Annotated in this window: 10 protein-coding genes and 1 pseudogene; 6 read left to right on the forward strand and 5 right to left on the reverse strand. The window is 62.9% G+C overall.

Translation table 11 applies throughout. The annotated features are described in order from the left end of the window. Positions 1–117: 117 nt before the first annotated feature. A complete protein-coding gene (gene pcaQ, locus GST84_19910; GenBank protein XGB14466.1) occupies positions 118–1,050 on the reverse strand; it encodes a pca operon transcription factor PcaQ in 933 nt (310 codons plus the stop codon). A gap of 207 nt (positions 1,051–1,257) precedes the next feature. Between pcaQ and GST84_19915 the strand changes: the two genes are divergently transcribed. Further along, positions 1,258–2,526 (forward strand): hypothetical protein, encoded by a 1,269-nt coding sequence (locus GST84_19915; protein XGB15813.1) that lies wholly within the window; start codon positions 1,258–1,260, stop codon positions 2,524–2,526. Between the two features lie 287 nt (positions 2,527–2,813). Continuing rightward, positions 2,814–4,149 (forward strand): annotated as a pseudogene (locus GST84_19920) (hypothetical protein). A gap of 25 nt (positions 4,150–4,174) precedes the next feature. Here the strand turns inward: GST84_19920 and GST84_19925 are convergent. Then, a complete protein-coding gene (locus tag GST84_19925; GenBank protein XGB14467.1) occupies positions 4,175–5,104 on the reverse strand; it encodes a helix-turn-helix domain-containing protein in 930 nt (309 codons plus the stop codon). Between the two features lie 295 nt (positions 5,105–5,399). Here GST84_19925 and GST84_19930 point away from each other — a divergent pair, with 295 nt between their 5' ends. The 4 genes from GST84_19930 to GST84_19945 all read left to right on the forward strand — a co-directional run bounded on the left by GST84_19930 (position 5,400) and on the right by GST84_19945 (position 9,423). Continuing rightward, entirely contained in the window at positions 5,400–6,740 is a 1,341-nt protein-coding gene (locus GST84_19930) for an MFS transporter (protein ID XGB14468.1), read from the forward strand. Between the two features lie 220 nt (positions 6,741–6,960). After that, positions 6,961–7,671: an FAA hydrolase family protein gene (locus tag GST84_19935; GenBank protein XGB14469.1), complete on the forward strand. Its 711-nt coding sequence runs from the start codon at positions 6,961–6,963 to the stop codon at positions 7,669–7,671. An 18-nt stretch (positions 7,672–7,689) separates the two neighbouring features. Continuing rightward, positions 7,690–8,448 carry an SDR family NAD(P)-dependent oxidoreductase gene (locus GST84_19940; protein XGB14470.1) on the forward strand — a complete coding sequence of 253 codons (759 nt, stop codon included), beginning with the start codon at positions 7,690–7,692 and terminating at the stop codon, positions 8,446–8,448. Between the two features lie 24 nt (positions 8,449–8,472). Next, positions 8,473–9,423 carry a 2-hydroxyacid dehydrogenase gene (locus tag GST84_19945; protein XGB14471.1) on the forward strand — a complete coding sequence of 317 codons (951 nt, stop codon included), beginning with the start codon at positions 8,473–8,475 and terminating at the stop codon, positions 9,421–9,423. Between the two features lie 127 nt (positions 9,424–9,550). Here GST84_19945 and nirD read toward each other — a convergent pair whose 3' ends face one another. The 3 genes from nirD to GST84_19960 form a co-directional block, all read right to left on the reverse strand. Further along, positions 9,551–9,913: a nitrite reductase small subunit NirD gene (gene nirD, locus GST84_19950; GenBank protein ID XGB14472.1), complete on the reverse strand. Its 363-nt coding sequence runs from the start codon at positions 9,911–9,913 to the stop codon at positions 9,551–9,553. Further along, positions 9,913–12,465: a nitrite reductase large subunit gene (nirB, locus tag GST84_19955; GenBank protein ID XGB14473.1), complete on the reverse strand. Its 2,553-nt coding sequence runs from the start codon at positions 12,463–12,465 to the stop codon at positions 9,913–9,915. Before nirB ends, nirD begins: the two co-directional genes overlap by 1 nt. Before the next feature lie 271 nt (positions 12,466–12,736). Then, a complete protein-coding gene (locus GST84_19960; GenBank protein ID XGB14474.1) occupies positions 12,737–16,762 on the reverse strand; it encodes a molybdopterin-dependent oxidoreductase in 4,026 nt (1,341 codons plus the stop codon). Between the last annotated feature and the right edge of the window lie 207 nt (positions 16,763–16,969).

Genomic DNA, 16,969 nt, shown 5'->3' on the forward strand with positions numbered 1-16,969 from the left:
GCGTTGCAGCCATTGGCCAGTATTGACCCTTTGTGCCGGGCTCGCCGGTTTTTTGTGGCCTTTTATTTCTGCAGGTTCTGAGGTCAGAAACATCAGGGCAGGCAGCCCCCGAAAACCTCAAGGATACCGACCCTCTCGATATTCCCCCGCCACCTCCCGCAGCACCTCGCCCACCCACTGCCCCGGCAAACTCAACGGCAAGGCGGCATTGCGGCAAATCCCCACCGACCCTCCCGGCTCGCGCACACCCAGGTCAAGCTCGACCAGTTCGCCACGGCGCAGGTCGAGCAGCACGGCATCACGCGGCGCCACCCACAGGCCATCGCTGCCCAGCAGGTAGCGCCGGCTCAGGGCCAGCGACAGGGTTTCCAGCCGCTGCGCCGGCATCTGGATGCCGCATTGCACAAACAGGCTGTCGGCGTGCTGGCGGATGGTGGTGCCGACGGGTGGCAGCACCAGCGGGTAACGCCCCACCTGCCCCCGCTCCACGGGCGTGCAGGCCAGCAGCGGGTGACCCGGGCGCACCACCAGGCTCATCGACTCGCTGTACAGGTGCTCGAAGGACAACCCCTGGATTTGCGGACTGTCGGTCATGCGCCCCACCACCAGTTCCAGCTCCCCCAGGCGAAGCTGGCCAAGCAACTGCGCGCTGACCCCGGTGACCACGCTGATCACCAGCGCTTCATGGCGCTGATGCAGGCGGCACAGCACCTCGGGCATGAGCAGGCCTTCGACCGTGGACAGCACACCAATGCGCACCTGCGACGGCGCCCGCGCTTCACCGCGCAGGCTGCTGACGCCATCGCGCAGCGCCTGCACGCTGGGCCCGGCGTAACGCATGAAGCGGGTGCCGGCCGGGGTCAGCTCGACACCCTGGCGGCTGCGCTCGAACAGGCGCGCCTCGAGCAGGTCCTCAAGCTCCTTGAGGGTCTTGGAAATCGCCGGCTGGCTGATCGACAGGCTATCGGCCGCCCTGGCCAGGCTGCCCTGCCGGGCAATCTCCAGGAAGCACAGCAGGTGGCGGTATTTGATGCGGGTGTCGAGGTTCATGGCAGCAAGCTTACCGCATCGCTACCTGCGGCGTATCCAGGTCTGCCGCCCCGTGCTCCCCGTTGCAGCCCAAACTCCAGGACCGGATCGTTATCCATCGACCACCAACACCTATCATTTTTGCCAGTACCCGCAGCTATCCGGATCGCATTAAATGAGATCGCAAAAACCACTCCCCCAGTGACAGGTCATATCATGCATCCAAATATGGTTTTTTTTGCCCAGACTCAACACAACCCCCGTGATTACCAAGGCGAGCGTCAGGAACTCAAGGCGCCCATTGACGTAACCTATGCCGACAAAGGGCACCTTCACATCGGCGAGCCTATCGCGGATCCTAGAAACGCGGTTTCGCAAATCCTGGCAAGCAACTACTATCCCGAGCGATTTTACTTGAGAGGCGTCCACAACGGCACGAAACCTTTCATTGCGCGCACCTTGAAAGATGGCGAGCTGGATACGTCTTTCAACAAAACAGGTCTTGTCTATCTGACTGACCTGAGCACAGTTTTTGATTATCATAGTTTCTCTCATATGGCCGAGGATGCGGAGGGTCACATCCTGCTCACTATGAATGATCTAACCCAAGGCTTCACACACCTGTGGAAGCTTAAGCCAAACGGAAAGCCAGATACTGATTTCGGCAGCAACAACGGCTACATCATCCTAAATAATTTTTTCAATTTTAAAGATATCACGCTCTACCAATTCACCACTTACAAGAACGACTATATCTTCTCAGGCTCCCTTGAAAACGCTCCCATCCTTTTCGTGCTCACCCATGAAGGTGTCCCACGCCAGAGCTTTGGTAAGCTAGGCATCCTCAAGATGCAAGATCTTATTCCGGACCTCCGTTATGTCATTGGGGCGCCTAAGATGCTGGAGGTTGGTGAGAAGGTGCGCATCATCATCTACACGCGCTATTTCAACGATTCGTCGAGCATAAACGGAATCGCAGCACTGACATTGTCCGGAGCGCTCGACCAGCGCTTCGCTGACAACGGGGTCTATTGGTCAAAGCCTGGCATTATCATTTATGATTTCACGCTAAATAACGCCAGTCAGCGCATCACCGTCCACGGCCAGGTGTGGTCCGAAGGGACCAGTACTCCCATGATCTATCGGCTAGACTACACAGGAAAACCTGCTAAAGAATTCAACGAGGGTCGTGTCGTATTATTCCCCATTGAGGGTGCCTGGGACTATATGACAGAGGCCGATGGAAAACTGGTAGGTTATGGTTCATTTCTCGATCGCGGCATGGCGGTGCGTTACCGTCTGGACGGCCAACTTGATACTACATTCGTGCCGCCGAATGGTTACGGTGTTTTTACGGCAATCGGGTCGCAACCAGGATTCTATGGTAACAGCCATTCCGCGACGGTAATGCCAGAAAGCCAACGCCTACTCGTAGCGGGGCGGGAAATACAGACGGGTTCCACCCCTTGTGTCATTGCCGTCTCATTGAAGCAATAAAAATGAGACTAACTGGCACTTCACCAGAGACTGCATGAAAGTCTTGAGACGAAGTTCAGGCAATGCGAAAACAGCCAAGGAAGCGGAGTTTACGGGCTGTAAACCGACATCCCGAGGCTGTTTTCAACGCAGCATCAACGCGTATCAAGACTTAAGTGCTCGACAGGATATCGGCCGCCCCGGCCAGGCTGCCCTGCATGTCCAGATCGTTGACGCACCTGTCACTTCTGCCAGTAGCCGATCCTACCGAAACATCGCTCAATAGGCGTTCAGCGGTTTTATTGTGAATGGAGCTCAACGCCATGATCCGAGTCAAGAATCACTTCCCTTCAATCCATTCAGCGCACCCGTATCGCAAGGCTGTTCAGCAGCAACCCAAGGCCCCCATCGATACCCGCTATGGCGACAACGGCCATGGCCACTTCACCAAAAGCGACCCGGGCACCTTAGGGGCAGCGACCAGCGTGCTGAGGAGCAAAGTGCGGCCGGGCCGTTTCTACGTGACTGGCCAGAAAGCCGATCCCGATGGGCTACACAGTGTTTTCATTGCCTGCCTGGACGCAAGTGGAAAGCTTGACATCACGTTCAATGGCAGCGGCATGGTCGACTTCAACACGTTGTCCACGGGTTTCTATCTGGACGCCAATGCGGTAGCGGAAGACATGTCGGGCAATCTGCTGGTGACTGTGGCGCCTCATGAGCAATCAACCACTCACTTGTGGAAGCTGACAGCCCAAGGCGAAGCCGATCCGAGCTTTGGTCAAGGGAAGGGCTATATCGACAGTCGCGCTTTGTTCGGTGTGGATCTGCTGCTGGAGAGGCTGGCCTGCCACCAGGAAGGGGTGGTGGCGACTGCGGTCAGATACGAAGCGGGGGGGGCTCAAAGCAGTGGTTGTCGCCCTGGACGCTCACGGTGGAAAGGACCACGGTTTCGGTGAAGATGGGCTGCTGGCCTTGAGCACTCTAATTCCCGAAAGTTCATCGCACGCGCTTGACGGCATTGCCGTTATATCCCCAGCCGCCGGCGTGCAGCGCATCGTGATATCGACTACGTTGCGACGCGGTCCGGACTGGTATGGAGTAACCAGTGGCCTGTCGCTGGCGGGGGTACTTGATGACGCATTCGGCGAGGGGGGTCACCACTGGTCAGACGCGTGGATTCTCAATAACGGCTTTTCCATAGAGGACAGCAGCAAACGCATCACGTTATACGGCCAGCACTACTCGGAAGACGACGATAGCGGCAAACCGACCCTCTACCGGTTGGATTATGAAGGTAGGCCTGCTCTTGAGTTCAATCAGGGCCAGGTAGTGCGTTTTCACATCGACGGCGGGTGGAGCCATATTGAAGAAGCCGAGGGTGGCCTGATCGGTTACGGTGGTTTCTATGCCTTCAACATGGCGGTGCGCTACCACTCAAGCGGTCAACTTGACACTCGCTTTGCCCCCCCATATGGCTACGGTCAGTTTGGAGCGTTTTCGGGGGAATTTGGCTTCATCACTCACACCGACTCGATGGTAATCGATACCGACAACCAGCGCATGCTCGTGAGCGGGCAAGACGTACAGCAGGGCTACCGACTCCCCTGCCTGCTCGCCCTCTCTCTGAGACCGGTCCAGTAGTACGCCACGGCAGAAGCGGGCAGGCTTAAAGCATTGCCGCCTGCGGCGTATCCGGGTCGCGTTGCTGGCGTCGGAACTGGCCAGGTGGCAGGCCGTGGATCTGGCGGAAACGTCGAGAGAAGTAGGCTTCGTCCGCAAAGCCACAAAGCCGCGCCACCTCGCCCACTGGGCGGCTGCCGTTGAGCAGGTAGTTGCGTGCGGCGTGCATGCGCCGCTCCAGCACCAGCTCGCTGAAGGTCTTGCCGATTTCCTTGCGCAGCCAGTGGGTCAGGTAGGTCGGCGACAGGTAGGTGGCGGCAGCGACTTTCTGCAGGTTCAGGTCGGGGTCGTCGATATGCCGGCGCAGGTAGTCGCTCATGCGGCCCAGCGCAGCACGGCGGCTGAGCTGGGCAGCGTTGCTGTCGGCCAGTTCGCGCAGCGGCTCGGCATACAGGCCACAGACCTGGCCGATCAGCTGCAGCAACAGGCCTTTGAGGATTTCGCGGGTGCCGAAACGGCGGTTGGCATCCAGCGCACGCATGCGCTCGAGGGTTTGCCGTACCTCGGCAAAGTCCGGCTCACTCAGGTAGAAGTCGAGATGCTCCTGAAAGCGGAACGGCGACAGCTCCGGCGCCTGCAGGATCGACACTTCCTCCAGGTCCATCGGGTCGCAGGCCAGGTGCGGCAGCAGGAACGTCTGGGAGAAATTGATCACCACGAAGTCGCTGTCCTCCGGATGCGGGATCACATGCACCCGGTGCGGCAGGATGAAGGCCAGGGTGTTGCGTCTGAATGGGCGTTGCACGCTGCCGATGTGTTGCACCGTGTCGCCGCCGAGATTGACCTGGATCTGGAAGTACTCATGACGATGCGGCGCGGTCTCGGCGGGACGCCCGCGCTGGTCGCGGATGTAGAAATCCATCAGCTCGCTGCGCTGCTGCATGACATAGGTCGGAACCTCGCGCTTGGGGGGCATGGGCAATCTCCGGGATACAGGCGCTTTAAGTTGTACGACGTCCAAACTCTGCAATTTAACCCCTTATGCAAAAACCTGCGCAACCGAAAATCCACGCAGCCCTCTGAGAATGCGCTATTCAACCAATATTTCAGGCGAAACCCCGGCTGAGAAATTTCTTGGACAGCACAGCACTGCCCCGCCTCCAATGAAAAAAACGGTCTAAATACCCCGTTGCATTCACCGCGTTGTACGACCACCTTAGAAAAGGGACTTCAGCCCAACCTCTACCAACAACAACAAACGAGGTCGACTCATGTCGAGCACGCCTACCCCCCGCGCCGCGTCGTCGTACACGCTGGACGCGGCCCCTGCCCAGCGCCTGCCTACCCGCCGCCGCTGGTTCATGCTGTCGCTGCTGCTGGTGGCGACCATCATCAACTACGTCGACCGGGTGAACATTTCCATCGCCGCGCCGTTCATGGCCAAAGACCTGGGCCTGGACAAGGTCGAGATGGGCCTGATTTTCTCCGCCTTCGCCTGGACCTACGCGTTGGCCCTGGTACCGGCTGGCTTCATTGCTGACCGCTTCGGCTCGCGCCTGACCTATGGCGTGTCGCTGATCAGCTGGTCGGCGGTCACCGTGGCCCAGGGCCTGGCCAGTGGCTTCGCCTCGCTGTTCGGCCTGCGCCTGGCGGTCGGCGCCATGGAGGCCCCGGCCTTCCCGGCCAACAGCCGTGCGGTTACGGTATGGTTCCCCGCTCGCGAGCGCGGCATGGCCAGCAGCATCTACGTATGTGGCCAGTACCTGGGCACCGCGCTGTTCACCGGCGCGCTGCTGTGGCTGGCGACCACCTATGACTGGCGCCACGTGTTCTACAGCACCGGCCTGGTGGGCATCCTGTTCGGCGTCGTGTGGCTGGTGCTGTACCGCGACCCGCTGAACTGCAAGAAGGTCAGCAAGGAGGAACTGGCCTATATCGAGCACGGTGGTGGCCTGGTGAAGAGCAGCCAGCAACGTACCCGCTTCGACTGGCGCCAGGTTGCCGAACTGTTCCGCTATCGCCAGATCTGGGCGATCTGCCTGGGCAAGTTCGCCAGCACTTCGGCGCTGTACTTCTTCCTCACCTGGTTCCCCACCTACCTGATCGAAGAACGCCAGCTGACGCTGATCAAGGTCGGCATCTTCGCGGTCATGCCGTTCATTGGTGCCACGGTCGGCATCCTCCTGGCGGGCATCGTCTCCGACCTGCTGATCCGCAAGGGTTACTCGCTGTCGTTTGCCCGCAAGCTGCCGCTGGTGGTGGGCTCGATGCTGGGGATGTCGATCGTGCTGGTGAACTTCACCGACTCCAATGTGCTGTGCATCGCCGTGCTGACCCTGGCGTTCTTCGCCCAGGGCATCGCCTCGTCGTCGTGGGCTGCCGTCTCGGAAGTGGCGCCAAAGGAGCTGATCGGCCTGACCGGCGGCATTACCAGCCTGGCGGCGAACATCGGCGGCATCGTCACACCGATCGTGATCGGCGCGATCGTGCACGCCAGTGGCTCGTTCGCCATGGCGTTCTGGTTCATCGGTGGTGTGGCGTTGATGGGCACACTGTCTTACTCGCTGCTGCTTGGGAAGCTGTATCGCATCGAGCTGAAGGCTGCGGGCTGAGCCAAGGCGTGTATTGACGGTACCGGCCTCTTCGCGGCTAAAGCCGCTCCTACGGGGGGACGGTATTGCCCCTGGGTTTGACGCTATCCCTGTAGGAGCGGCTTTAGCCGCAAAAGGGCCGGTCCAGGTGCCTTGGATAGTCCAACCCAACCCCGCTTTCGTCCAACTTTGCCGGCCAGCCGCTGGATACGCTGTCCACTCCAGTACGGAGGATCCACCCATGACCTACCTGTTCAACCCGCCGGCCATCGTCAGCCTGCCGATCCGCGGCAGCGATGCGCGCTTCCCGGTCGGCCGGGTGTTCTGCCTCGGCCGCAACTACCCGTGGCCGGAATCCTACGGCGCGGCGCCGCAGGAGCCTGTGTTTTTCATGAAACCGGCAAGCAACGTGGTCGAGGCACTGGGCGAACTGCCCTTCCCGCCGCAGACCGACGAGTTCTGCCATGAAATCGAGCTGGTCGCGGCCATCGCCAAAGGCGGCGCCAACATCGCCAGCGAGCATGCCCTGGAGCACGTGTTCGGCTTTGCCGCCGGTCTAGACATGACCCGTCGCGATCACCAGCGCAAGGCCAAGGCCGAGGGCCTGCCGTGGGAAGGCGCCAAGGTGTTCGAGGCTTCGGCACCGATGACCGCCATCGTCCCTGCCAGCGAATGCGACTGGCCGCTGGATACGTCGCTGTGGCTGCAGGTCAATGGCGAGGAGCGCCAGCGTGCCCACCTGAGCCAGCAGACCTGGGCATTGGCCGAAGTGATCAGCCGGCTGTCACGCCAGCTGCCGCTGCACCCGGGCGACCTGATCATGACCGGCAGCCCGCCTGGTGTGGCACCGCTGAACCCGGGCGACACGATACACGCCGGGATCGACGGCATTGGCGAGCTGCACCTGCGTGTCGGCCCCCGCCCTGCCGGGCAAACAGCCAACGCAGCCTGAACCTGACGGAGACCCGACATGACCCAGAACAAGAAAATCGCCCTGGTCACCGGTGCCGGTAGCGGCATCGGCCGCGCCGTCGCCCTTGCCCTGCTGGATGACGGCTTCAGCCTGGTGCTCGCCGGGCGCCGCGCCGAACCCCTGCAAGCCGTGGTTGCACAGGCGCTGGCAGCAGGCGGTGAGGCACTGGCCGTGCCCACCGATGTACGCGACGAGCAAAGCGTCGCGCAGCTGTTCGCCACCATCGAAGAAGTGCACGGCCGGCTCGATGTGATCTTCAACAATGCCGGCATCAACGCGCCCGCCGTGCCGGTGGACGAGCTGCCGTTGGAGAACTGGCGCAACGTCATGGCCACCAACGTCGATGGTGTGTTCCTGTGCGCCCGCGCCGCCTTCGGCCTGATGCGCCGCCAGCAGCCGCAAGGCGGGCGAATCATCAATAACGGCTCGATCTCGGCGCACACCCCACGCCCGTTCACCGCACCTTACACCGCCAGCAAGCATGCGGTGCTGGGCCTGACCAAGGCGCTGGCGCTGGATGGTCGGCCTTACCACATCGTGTGCAGCCAGTTGGACATCGGCAACGCCCTGACCGAGTTGTCCGAGCGCATGACCCGTGGGGTGCGCCAGGCCAATGGCGAGATCGCCGCCGAACCGATGCTCGACGTGCGCCATGTGGCCGATGCGGTGCGCTACATCGCAGCGCTGCCGCTCGACGCCAACGTACTGAACATGACCGTGATGGCCAGCAACATGCCGTTCGTTGGCCGTGGCTGATCCCTGTTTATGATGGAGTGACCGATGAAACCAGAAGTCCTGCAACTGAGCCCTATCCTGATCCCGCAGATCCGTGAGCGCCTGGAACAGCTGTTCACCGTACACCGTTACTACGAACAGGCCGACAAGGATGCCTACGTCAGCCAGTATGCAAGCAACATTCGGGGCGTGATTACCGGCGGCCACACCGGCATCAGCCAGGCGCTGATGGCGCGCCTGCCCAACCTCGAAGTGATCGCCGTCAATGGCGTCGGCACCGACGCGGTAGACTTGGCCTATGCCCGCGATCGCGGCATCCAGGTGACGGCGACCCTCGGTGCGCTCACCGAGGACGTCGCCGATCTTGCCATCGGCCTGCTGATCGGCTTGTGCCGGGGTATCTGCACCGGTGACCGCTTCGTTCGCGCCGGCCGTTGGGCCACCAGCACCACGCCGCTGGCACCGCTGCCACTGGCCCGGCAGGTGTCGGGCATGCGCGTGGGCATCGTCGGCATGGGCCGGGTCGGGCGGGCGGTAGCACAGCGGGCGACAGCCTTCGGTTGCCCGATCCGCTACACCGATCTACAGGCGCTGGATGTGCCCTACGGGTTCGAGGCAGATCTGCTGCAGTTGGCCAAGGACAGCGATGCGCTGATCCTCGCGGCGGCGGCTGACAAGGGCGAGGCGCTGATCAATCGCGACGTGCTGCGGGCGTTGGGCGCCGAGGGGTATCTGATCAATATCGCACGCGGCAAGCTGGTGGATGAACCCGCGTTGGTCGCGGCGTTGCAGGCCGGCGAGATCGCTGGCGCGGCGCTGGATGTGTTTGCCGATGAACCGCGAGCGCCCGAGGCGTTGTTCGAGCGCGAAGATGTAGTCCTGCAACCGCATCGCGCCAGTGCCACGGTACAGACACGCACGCGCATGGGCGAGATGGTGGTGGCCAGCCTGGTGGATGTATTTGCCGGACGCAAACCGCAGGGGTTGGTTATCTAGTCGGCTTGTGCTGGCCTCTTCGCGGGAAGGCCCGTTCCCACAGGTGCAGCGCCGTATTTGAAGGCGGTGCAGATTCCGTAGGCGCGAGCTTGCCCGCGAAGAGGCCGGCACAGGCAGCAAAGGGGTATCAGGTCACCGCCAGCTCCACCGCCTCCCCCTTCAACCGCACCGGCCACACCCGCAACCTCTGCCCGGCATCCTCCAGGCACTCCCCACTCAGCAGGCTGAAGTGCTGCTTGTAGAGCGGCGCTGCCACCACCAACTCACCTTGCACACTGCCCACCAGCCCGCGGCCGATGATGTTGGCGCCGGAGCGTGGGTCGCGGTTGTCCACTGCATACAGCGGCTGGGCCTGCCCCGGCAGGTAGAACAACGCCACCTGGGCCGCATCGAACCAAACCACGACGCCGGAGTCGGCCACCAGGTCTTGTGCCTGGCACACCGTCTGCCAGTTTTCTTGCGTGTTCACAGCAGTATTGGCCAGGTTCATCAGACAGCCTCCTCGACGGTTGGGATCAGGTGCAGCGGTGCTGCGGGCCGGCGTTGTTCGCGTTCGCGCACGAAGTGCACGTCCGGGTCGGCGCGTCGGTCGTTGACGAAGGTGCGGAAGCGCTTGAGCTTCTCCGGGTCGTTGAGGGCATTGGCCCACTCACATTCATACTGGTCGACCACATGCTGCATCTGCGCTTCCAGCTCGCTGGCCAGGCCCAGGCTGTCGTCGATGATCACCTGCTTCAGGTAGTCCAGCCCGCCTTCCAGGTTTTCACGCCACACCGAGGTGCGCTGCAGCTTGTCGGCCGTGCGGATGTAGAACATCAGCACGCGGTCGATCAGGCGTACCAGGGTTTCGTCGTCCAGGTCGGTGGCGAACAGCTCGGCATGCCGCGGGCGCATGCCGCCGTTGCCGCACACGTACAGGTTCCAGCCCTTGTCGGTGGCGATAACGCCGATGTCCTTGCTCTGCGCCTCGGCGCATTCACGGGTGCAACCCGATACCGCGAACTTGAGCTTGTGGGGGCTGCGCAGGCCCTTGTAGCGGTCTTCCAGGCGCAGGGCCATGGCGACACTGTCCTGCACGCCGTAACGGCACCAGGTACTACCCACGCAAGACTTCACCGTGCGGGTCGACTTGCCGTAGGCGTGGCCGGTTTCGAAACCGGCCTCGATCAGTTCGCCCCAGATCAGCGGCAGCTCGTGCAACTGGGCGCCGAACAGGTCGATGCGCTGGCCACCGGTGATCTTGGTGTACAGGTCGTATTTCTTGGCCACCTGGCCGATGACGATGAGCTTGTCGGGGGTTATTTCACCACCGGGAATGCGCGGTACCACCGAATAGGTGCCGTTTTTCTGCATGTTGGCCATGAAGGTGTCGTTGGTGTCCTGCAGCGGTACCAGTGCCGGGTCCATGATCGGCTGGTTCCAGCACGAGGCGAGAATGTTGCCCACCGCCGGCTTGCAGATGTCACACCCCAGATGGCCCTTGCCATGGCGCTCGAGCAGTTCGCTGAAGGTGCGGATACCCTCCACCCGCACCAACCCGTACAGCTCCTGCCGGGTGTAGGCAAAGTGCTCGCACAGGCTCTTGTCCACCGCCACGCCGCGGGCCGTCAGTTCGTGCTCGAAGACTTGCTTGAGCAGGGCCGCGCAACCGCCGCAGCCGGTCGCGGCCTTGGTGCAGCCCTTGACCGCAGCCAAGTCGCTACAGCCACTGTCGATCGCGGCGCACACCGCCCCCTTGCTGACGTTGTGGCAGGAGCAGATGGTCGCGCTGTCGGGCAGCGCATCGGCGCCCAAGGCCGGCGCACCACCGCCTTGCGGCAGGATCAGCGCTGCCGGGTCGGCCGGCAGGGCGATGCCGTTCTGGGCGTACTGCAACAGGGTGTCGTAATAGCTGTTGTCGCCGACCAGCACCGCGCCGAGCACGTGCTTGCCGCTGGCATCCACCACCAAACGGCGGTAAGCGCTGTTGGCTTCATCGATGAAGCGATAGCTGCGCGCGCCCGGCGTGGCACCGTGGGCATCGCCGATCGAACCGACATCCACCCCCAGCAGCTTGAGCTTGGTCGACATGTCGGCGCCGGTGAACGCCACCGCCGCCTCGCCCATCAGCAGCCCAGCCAGGTTGCGCGCCATGCTGTAGCCTGGGGCGACCAGGCCGAACACACTGCCGTTCCACGAGGCGCACTCGCCGATGGCGAAGATGCGTGGGTCGCTGCTGCGGCAGTGGTTATCGATAACCACGCCACCGCGCGCGGCGATGTCCAGGCCGCAACCCCGGCCCAGTGCATCCTGTGGGCGGATACCGGCGGAGAACACGATCAGGTCGGTTTCCAGGTGCTCACCGCCGTCGAAGTTCATGCGGTAGCGGTAGGTTTCACCGGCACTGACCGACTGGGTGGCGCGCGCCAGGTGCACCCCCACACCCAGCGCTTCGATCTGCGCCTTCAACGCGGCACCGCCCTCGCCGTCCAGCTGTACCGGCATCAGCCGTGGGGCGAATTCCACCACGTGGGCTTCCAGCCCCAGCGACTTGAGGGCGTTGGCCGCTTCCAGGCCAAGCAGGCCACCGCCGACCACCACCCCTCGGCGGGCACCGGCTGCGGCAGCACGAATGCCATCGAGGTCGTCCAGGGTGCGGTAGACCAGGCGGGCATTGCCGCTGGAGCCTTCGATTGGCGGCACAAAGGGATAGGAGCCGGTAGCCAGCACCAGTTGGTCGTAGCCGTAACGACCTTCGGCAGTGACGACTTCGCGGCGCTCGCGGTCGATCTCCAGAACGGCCTCACCCAGGTGCAGGTGCACGCCATTGGCGTCGTAGAAATCGTGCTCACACAGGGCCAGGGTTTCGGCACAGCTGCCGCCGAAGTATTCGGACAGGTGCACGCGGTCATACGCGCGTTGGCGCTCTTCGCCAAATACCCGCACCTCGAAGCGCTGCAGGGCGCCGCGACTGACCAGTTGTTCGACGCAATGGTGGCCGACCATGCCGTTGCCGACGATGACCAGTCGCTCTCGTTGCCCGCTGCTCGCTGTTGCCTTCATAAGCCGATCCTCGATCAAAAAAAAAGCGCCTGGAGCCGAAGCTCCAGGCGCCTTTGCCTGTATTCATCACGGTAGGGGGCCCGGGTTGATCGCCGTTGATCAGTGGGCTTTGTTGTATCCGAGGTTAAGCAGGGAGTGTGCCAATTGGGCTGCGTGGGATGCCTGGGTTGCCTGTGCCGGCCTCTTCGCGGGTAAACCCGCTCCTACACTTGCGCTGGGCCCGCCCAGCCAATGCACATTCAAAGTGCACAGCACCCCATCTTGGAGCACTTCAGTACACATCGCGCCGATAACGCCTGGCCTTGCTCAAGCCTTCGACATAAGCCGCAGCCGCCGCCGCATCCATCCGGCCATGCTCGGCGATGATCACCCGCAACGCCGTATCTACATCCCTGGCCATGCGCTGGGCATCGCCACAGACATAGAAATACGCCCCCGCCTGCAGCCACTGCCACAGCTGCGCACCCTGCTCGAGCATGCGCTGCTGCACATAGATCTTCTCGACCTGGTCCCGCGAGAACGCCGTGTCCAGCCGCAGGTGCCCCGCCGCCTGCCAGGCCTGCAACTGCTCCTGGTAATAGAAGTCGGTCGCTGCGTACTGCTCACCGAAGAACAGCCAGTTGTCACCTTTTGCCCCCCGTGCCTCTCGCTCCTCGAGGAACGCACGAAACGGTGCAATGCCAGTACCAGGGCCCACCATGATCACCGGCACGCCGTCGTCCTCGGGCAAGCGAAAGTGCTTCGACACCTGCGGGAAGATAGCCACTTTCTGCACCTGCGCACGGTCGGCAAGGTAGCTTGAGCACACGCCTTTACGTTCGCCATAACGCACCGTCGACACCGTCAGATGCACCTGGCCTGGGTGCGCCAGTGGGCTGGAGCTGATCGAATAGAGCCGCGGCTGCAATGGCTTGAGCAGTTCCAGCCAGCTAGCCAGCGGCAACTGCTGGGGGAAGGCGCGCAGCACATCGACCAACTGCCGGCCCCACAGCCAATCTTGCAGCTCGGCCTTGCATTCAGGCTGCAGCAACCGCTGCAGGTCAGGCGCATTGCTGGCAAATGCCTGCAGTTGTTGCGCAGTGACCTTGGCAATTTCCAGATGTGCTTGCAGGGCTTCGGCCAATGGCATGGCGCAATGACCTTTAAGCTCGACCATCGCCTGGCCATCGAGCTGCATCAGCGTCAGCAGCTCTTCTACCAGGGCCGGGCAGTTGCGCGGCCATACGCCCAGGGCATCGCCGGCAGCATAACTGAAGCCGCTGCTGCCCAAGTCGAAGACCAGCTGACGGGTTTCCTTGCTGGCGCCGGGGCCATTGAGCAGGCGGTTTTCCAGCACAGTGGCCATCCAGGGTTGCTGCTTGCTATAGACCGCCAAGGGTGCAGGTTCACTCGCCGGTGGTGGTGCCGCAGCACTGCCCAGTGCAGGCAATAGCGCTTCGAGCCAGCCGGCAAAGGCTTCGTCGAAGTCTGGCTCGCAGTCCACCCGTTGCAGTAGGCGCCGCGCTCCCAGCTCGGCCAGGCGCTGGTCGAGCTTGCGGCCAAAACCGCAGAACTGGTCGTAACTGGAGTCGCCCAGGGCCAGTACGGCATAGGACAGCCCGGCGCAGTGAGCGCCCTCCTCACCCTGCAAGGCCTGCCAGAATGCCGCGCCGCTGTCGGGCGCGTCGCCATCGCCAAAGGTGCTGGCGATCAACACCACACTGGCAGCGCCCTGCAACTGGCTTGGACTGACCACCTCCAGGCAACTGAGTTGCACGTTCAGACCAGCATCGCGCAGGCGCGCGGCACAGCGTTCGGCCAGTTGCTCACCAGTGCCGGTCTGCGAGGCCCACAGCACCTGATGCCATGGCGCGGCCTGTGCTGCGATGGGTGCAGTTGCAGGATGGGCGAACAGCCCGGCCAGCAAGCCGTCGACAAACAAACGACGGCTGGCAGCCAGCGGCGCACTGGCCGGCAGGCGGGGTACGCCCTCGGCGCGGGCCTGGTCCAGGCCCAGCAGGAAACCTTGCAGGTAATGACGCTCTTCTTCGGCCAGCACCGGAACCGGCAGGGTGTGCAGGCCAAGCAGACGGGACAGGGTGGCGATCGGCATGCGGACGGGCTCTACAGTGGCAGTGTTCAGATCAAGGGCGTCGATGCGCTCGCCTGCGACCCGCTCCAGGGCTATGGCGCAGTGTTTGAAGGCAGGCTGCAGCGACAGCGGGTCGACCGCATCGCAGGTCGCGGCATTGATCGCCAATTGCTCGCCGATCAGGTCATTCCAGTGAAACGGCGCAAAGCAGTTGCCCGGCATGACCCGGTCACTGATGCGCGCCGGCAGCACGGCGTTCCCCCGACGCGAGCGAACGGCCACCTGGTCCTTTTCAGCGACACCCAGCCGGGCAGCATCCTCGGGATGAATCTCAAGGTAGGGGCCGGGCTCCAGCTTGTTCAGTGCCGGCACCTTGCCGGTCTTGGTCAACGTGTGCCATTGGTGCTGCACACGGCCAGTGTTCAGCACCATGGGGTAGTCATCGTCCGGCAATTCCGCTGCCGGTAACCAGGGCCGCGCAAAGAAGCGCGCCTTGCCACTGGCGGTGGGGAAAGCCAGTGCCGGCCGCCCACCTTGGGCATCGAGCAGGAGCGCCTGGCTGCTGCCGTCGTTGAGGTAGCGCAGCGGGCTGCGCTGCTGTTGGCTGCCCGGCGCACAGGGCCACTGGCGCGGCTGCGTACGCAATTCGGCATAGCCGATACCGCGCAGGTCATAACCGGTCACAGGGTTGTGGAAGCGGCGTATTTCCTCATACACCGCTTCGGCATTGGGGTAGTCGAAGGCGTCCGCATAGCCCATGGCACACGCCACGCGGGCAATGATCTGCCAGTCCGGCAAACTTTGCCCGGGCGGCTCGACAGCGCGTGGCATAAGGGTCATGTTGCGCTCGCTGTTGATCATCACACCCTCGCCTTCGGCCCACAGCGCGGCCGGCAGCAGGATGTCGGCGTAGCGATTGGTTTCGGTGTCGAGGAAGGCGTCCTGGGTAATGACCAGTTCGGCCTTGCGCAGGCCGTCGATCACTTGCTGGCGGTTGGCGACACTGGCCACCGGGTTGCTGCAGATGACCCAGCAGGCTTTCACTTCACCGGTTTTCATCTGCCCGAACAGCGCCACCGTACCCTCGCCGCCCTCGCTGCGCAGGCTGCCGGGTGGAAGTTGCCATTGTCGTTCGACGAATGCGCGGTCATTTTCCACCAACGCTGAGCGCTGGCCTGGCAAGCCAGGGCCCATGTAGCCCATGTCGCGGCCGCCCATGGCATTGGGCTGGCCGGTCAGCGAGAACGGGCCGCTACCGGGGCGGCAGATAGCCCCCGTGGCCAAGTGCAGGTTACAGATGGCGTTGCTGTGCCAGGTGCCGTGAATGCTCTGGTTCAAGCCCATGGTCCAACAGCTCATCCAGTTGTTGGCGCTGCCGATCCATTCGGCGGCCTTGATGATATCGGCCTCGGCCAGCCCGGTGATGGCGGCTACGCGCTCGGGGGTGTAGTCGTCGAGGAAGGCCGGCAGTTCGTCCCAGCCTTCGGTGTAGCGGGCAATGAAGTCGGGGTTGGTGTGGCCGTTGCGATGCAGCAGGTGCAAGAGGCCGTTGAGCAAGGCCATGTCGCTGCCGGGACGCACCTGCAGAAACAGGTCGGCCTTGTCGGCCGTGGCGCTGCGCCGCGGGTCGACGACGATCATCCTGGCGCCGGCCTTGACCCGGTCAAGCAGGCGCAGGAACAGGATCGGGTGGCAGTCGGCCATATTGGCGCCGATCACCAGAAATACCTCGGCGTGCTCGAAGTCCTGGTAACTGCCAGGTGGGCCATCGGCGCCAAGCGACAGCTTGTAGCCACTGCTGGCGCTGGCCATGCACAGGCGCGAGTTGGACTCGATGTGGCGCGTACGGATAAAGCCCTTGGCCAGCTTGTTGGCCAGGTATTGGGCCTCCAGCGACATTTGCCCGGACACGTACAGCGCCATGGCATCCGGGCCGTGCTGGTCGATGATGCCGCGCAGACGCTCGGCGGTGGCAGCGATGGCCTGGTCCATGCTGGTGCGCACTGGCGGCTGGCTGCGTTGCTGGCGCACGTAGGCATCGGCCATGCGCCCGCTGGCACTCAGTGGCAGGTGTGCGGTGAGGCCTTTGGTGCATAGGCGGCCAAAGTTGCTCGGGTGCAGCTTGTCGCCGCTGATCTTGCCGACCTTGCCATCGGCAACGCTCATGACGATGCCGCAGCCCACGCCGCAGTAGGGGCAGACGCTGCGTACTTCGCTGTTGGCCATGGGCGGGCTCCTGTGAAAACGCAAAAAGGCGCCGGCTGCCCCGGCATGCTGATGCACGCGGGGCAACACGGCGCCTTTGTCGTGAAGTGGTGAGGGCTGTCGACGTTGATAGCCCGGGATGAGGGTAAATCAGCAATTTATGGGCCAGCTATACCAGCCATTTCGCGGGCATGCCCGCTCCCACAGGGATATCGCAAGGCCTGAGGG

The sequence above is a fragment of the Pseudomonas putida genome, assembly GCA_041879295.1.
GTDB lineage: Bacteria > Pseudomonadota > Gammaproteobacteria > Pseudomonadales > Pseudomonadaceae > Aquipseudomonas > Aquipseudomonas putida_Y.

Excerpts from the sequence above, each read along its gene's own strand:
- GST84_19915 (XGB15813.1), top strand. The coding sequence starts at position 1,258 with ATGGTTTTTTTTGCCCAGACTCAACACAACCCCCGTGATTACCAAGGC.
- GST84_19930 (XGB14468.1), top strand. The coding sequence starts at position 5,400 with ATGTCGAGCACGCCTACCCCCCGCGCCGCGTCGTCGTACACGCTGGAC.
- pcaQ (XGB14466.1), bottom strand. The coding sequence starts at position 1,050 with ATGAACCTCGACACCCGCATCAAATACCGCCACCTGCTGTGCTTCCTG.
- GST84_19940 (XGB14470.1), top strand. The coding sequence starts at position 7,690 with ATGACCCAGAACAAGAAAATCGCCCTGGTCACCGGTGCCGGTAGCGGC.
- nirB (XGB14473.1), bottom strand. The coding sequence starts at position 12,465 with ATGAAGGCAACAGCGAGCAGCGGGCAACGAGAGCGACTGGTCATCGTC.
- GST84_19945 (XGB14471.1), top strand. The coding sequence starts at position 8,473 with ATGAAACCAGAAGTCCTGCAACTGAGCCCTATCCTGATCCCGCAGATC.
- GST84_19925 (XGB14467.1), bottom strand. The coding sequence starts at position 5,104 with ATGCCCCCCAAGCGCGAGGTTCCGACCTATGTCATGCAGCAGCGCAGC.
- GST84_19960 (XGB14474.1), bottom strand. The coding sequence starts at position 16,762 with ATGGCCAACAGCGAAGTACGCAGCGTCTGCCCCTACTGCGGCGTGGGC.
- GST84_19935 (XGB14469.1), top strand. The coding sequence starts at position 6,961 with ATGACCTACCTGTTCAACCCGCCGGCCATCGTCAGCCTGCCGATCCGC.
- nirD (XGB14472.1), bottom strand. The coding sequence starts at position 9,913 with ATGAACCTGGCCAATACTGCTGTGAACACGCAAGAAAACTGGCAGACG.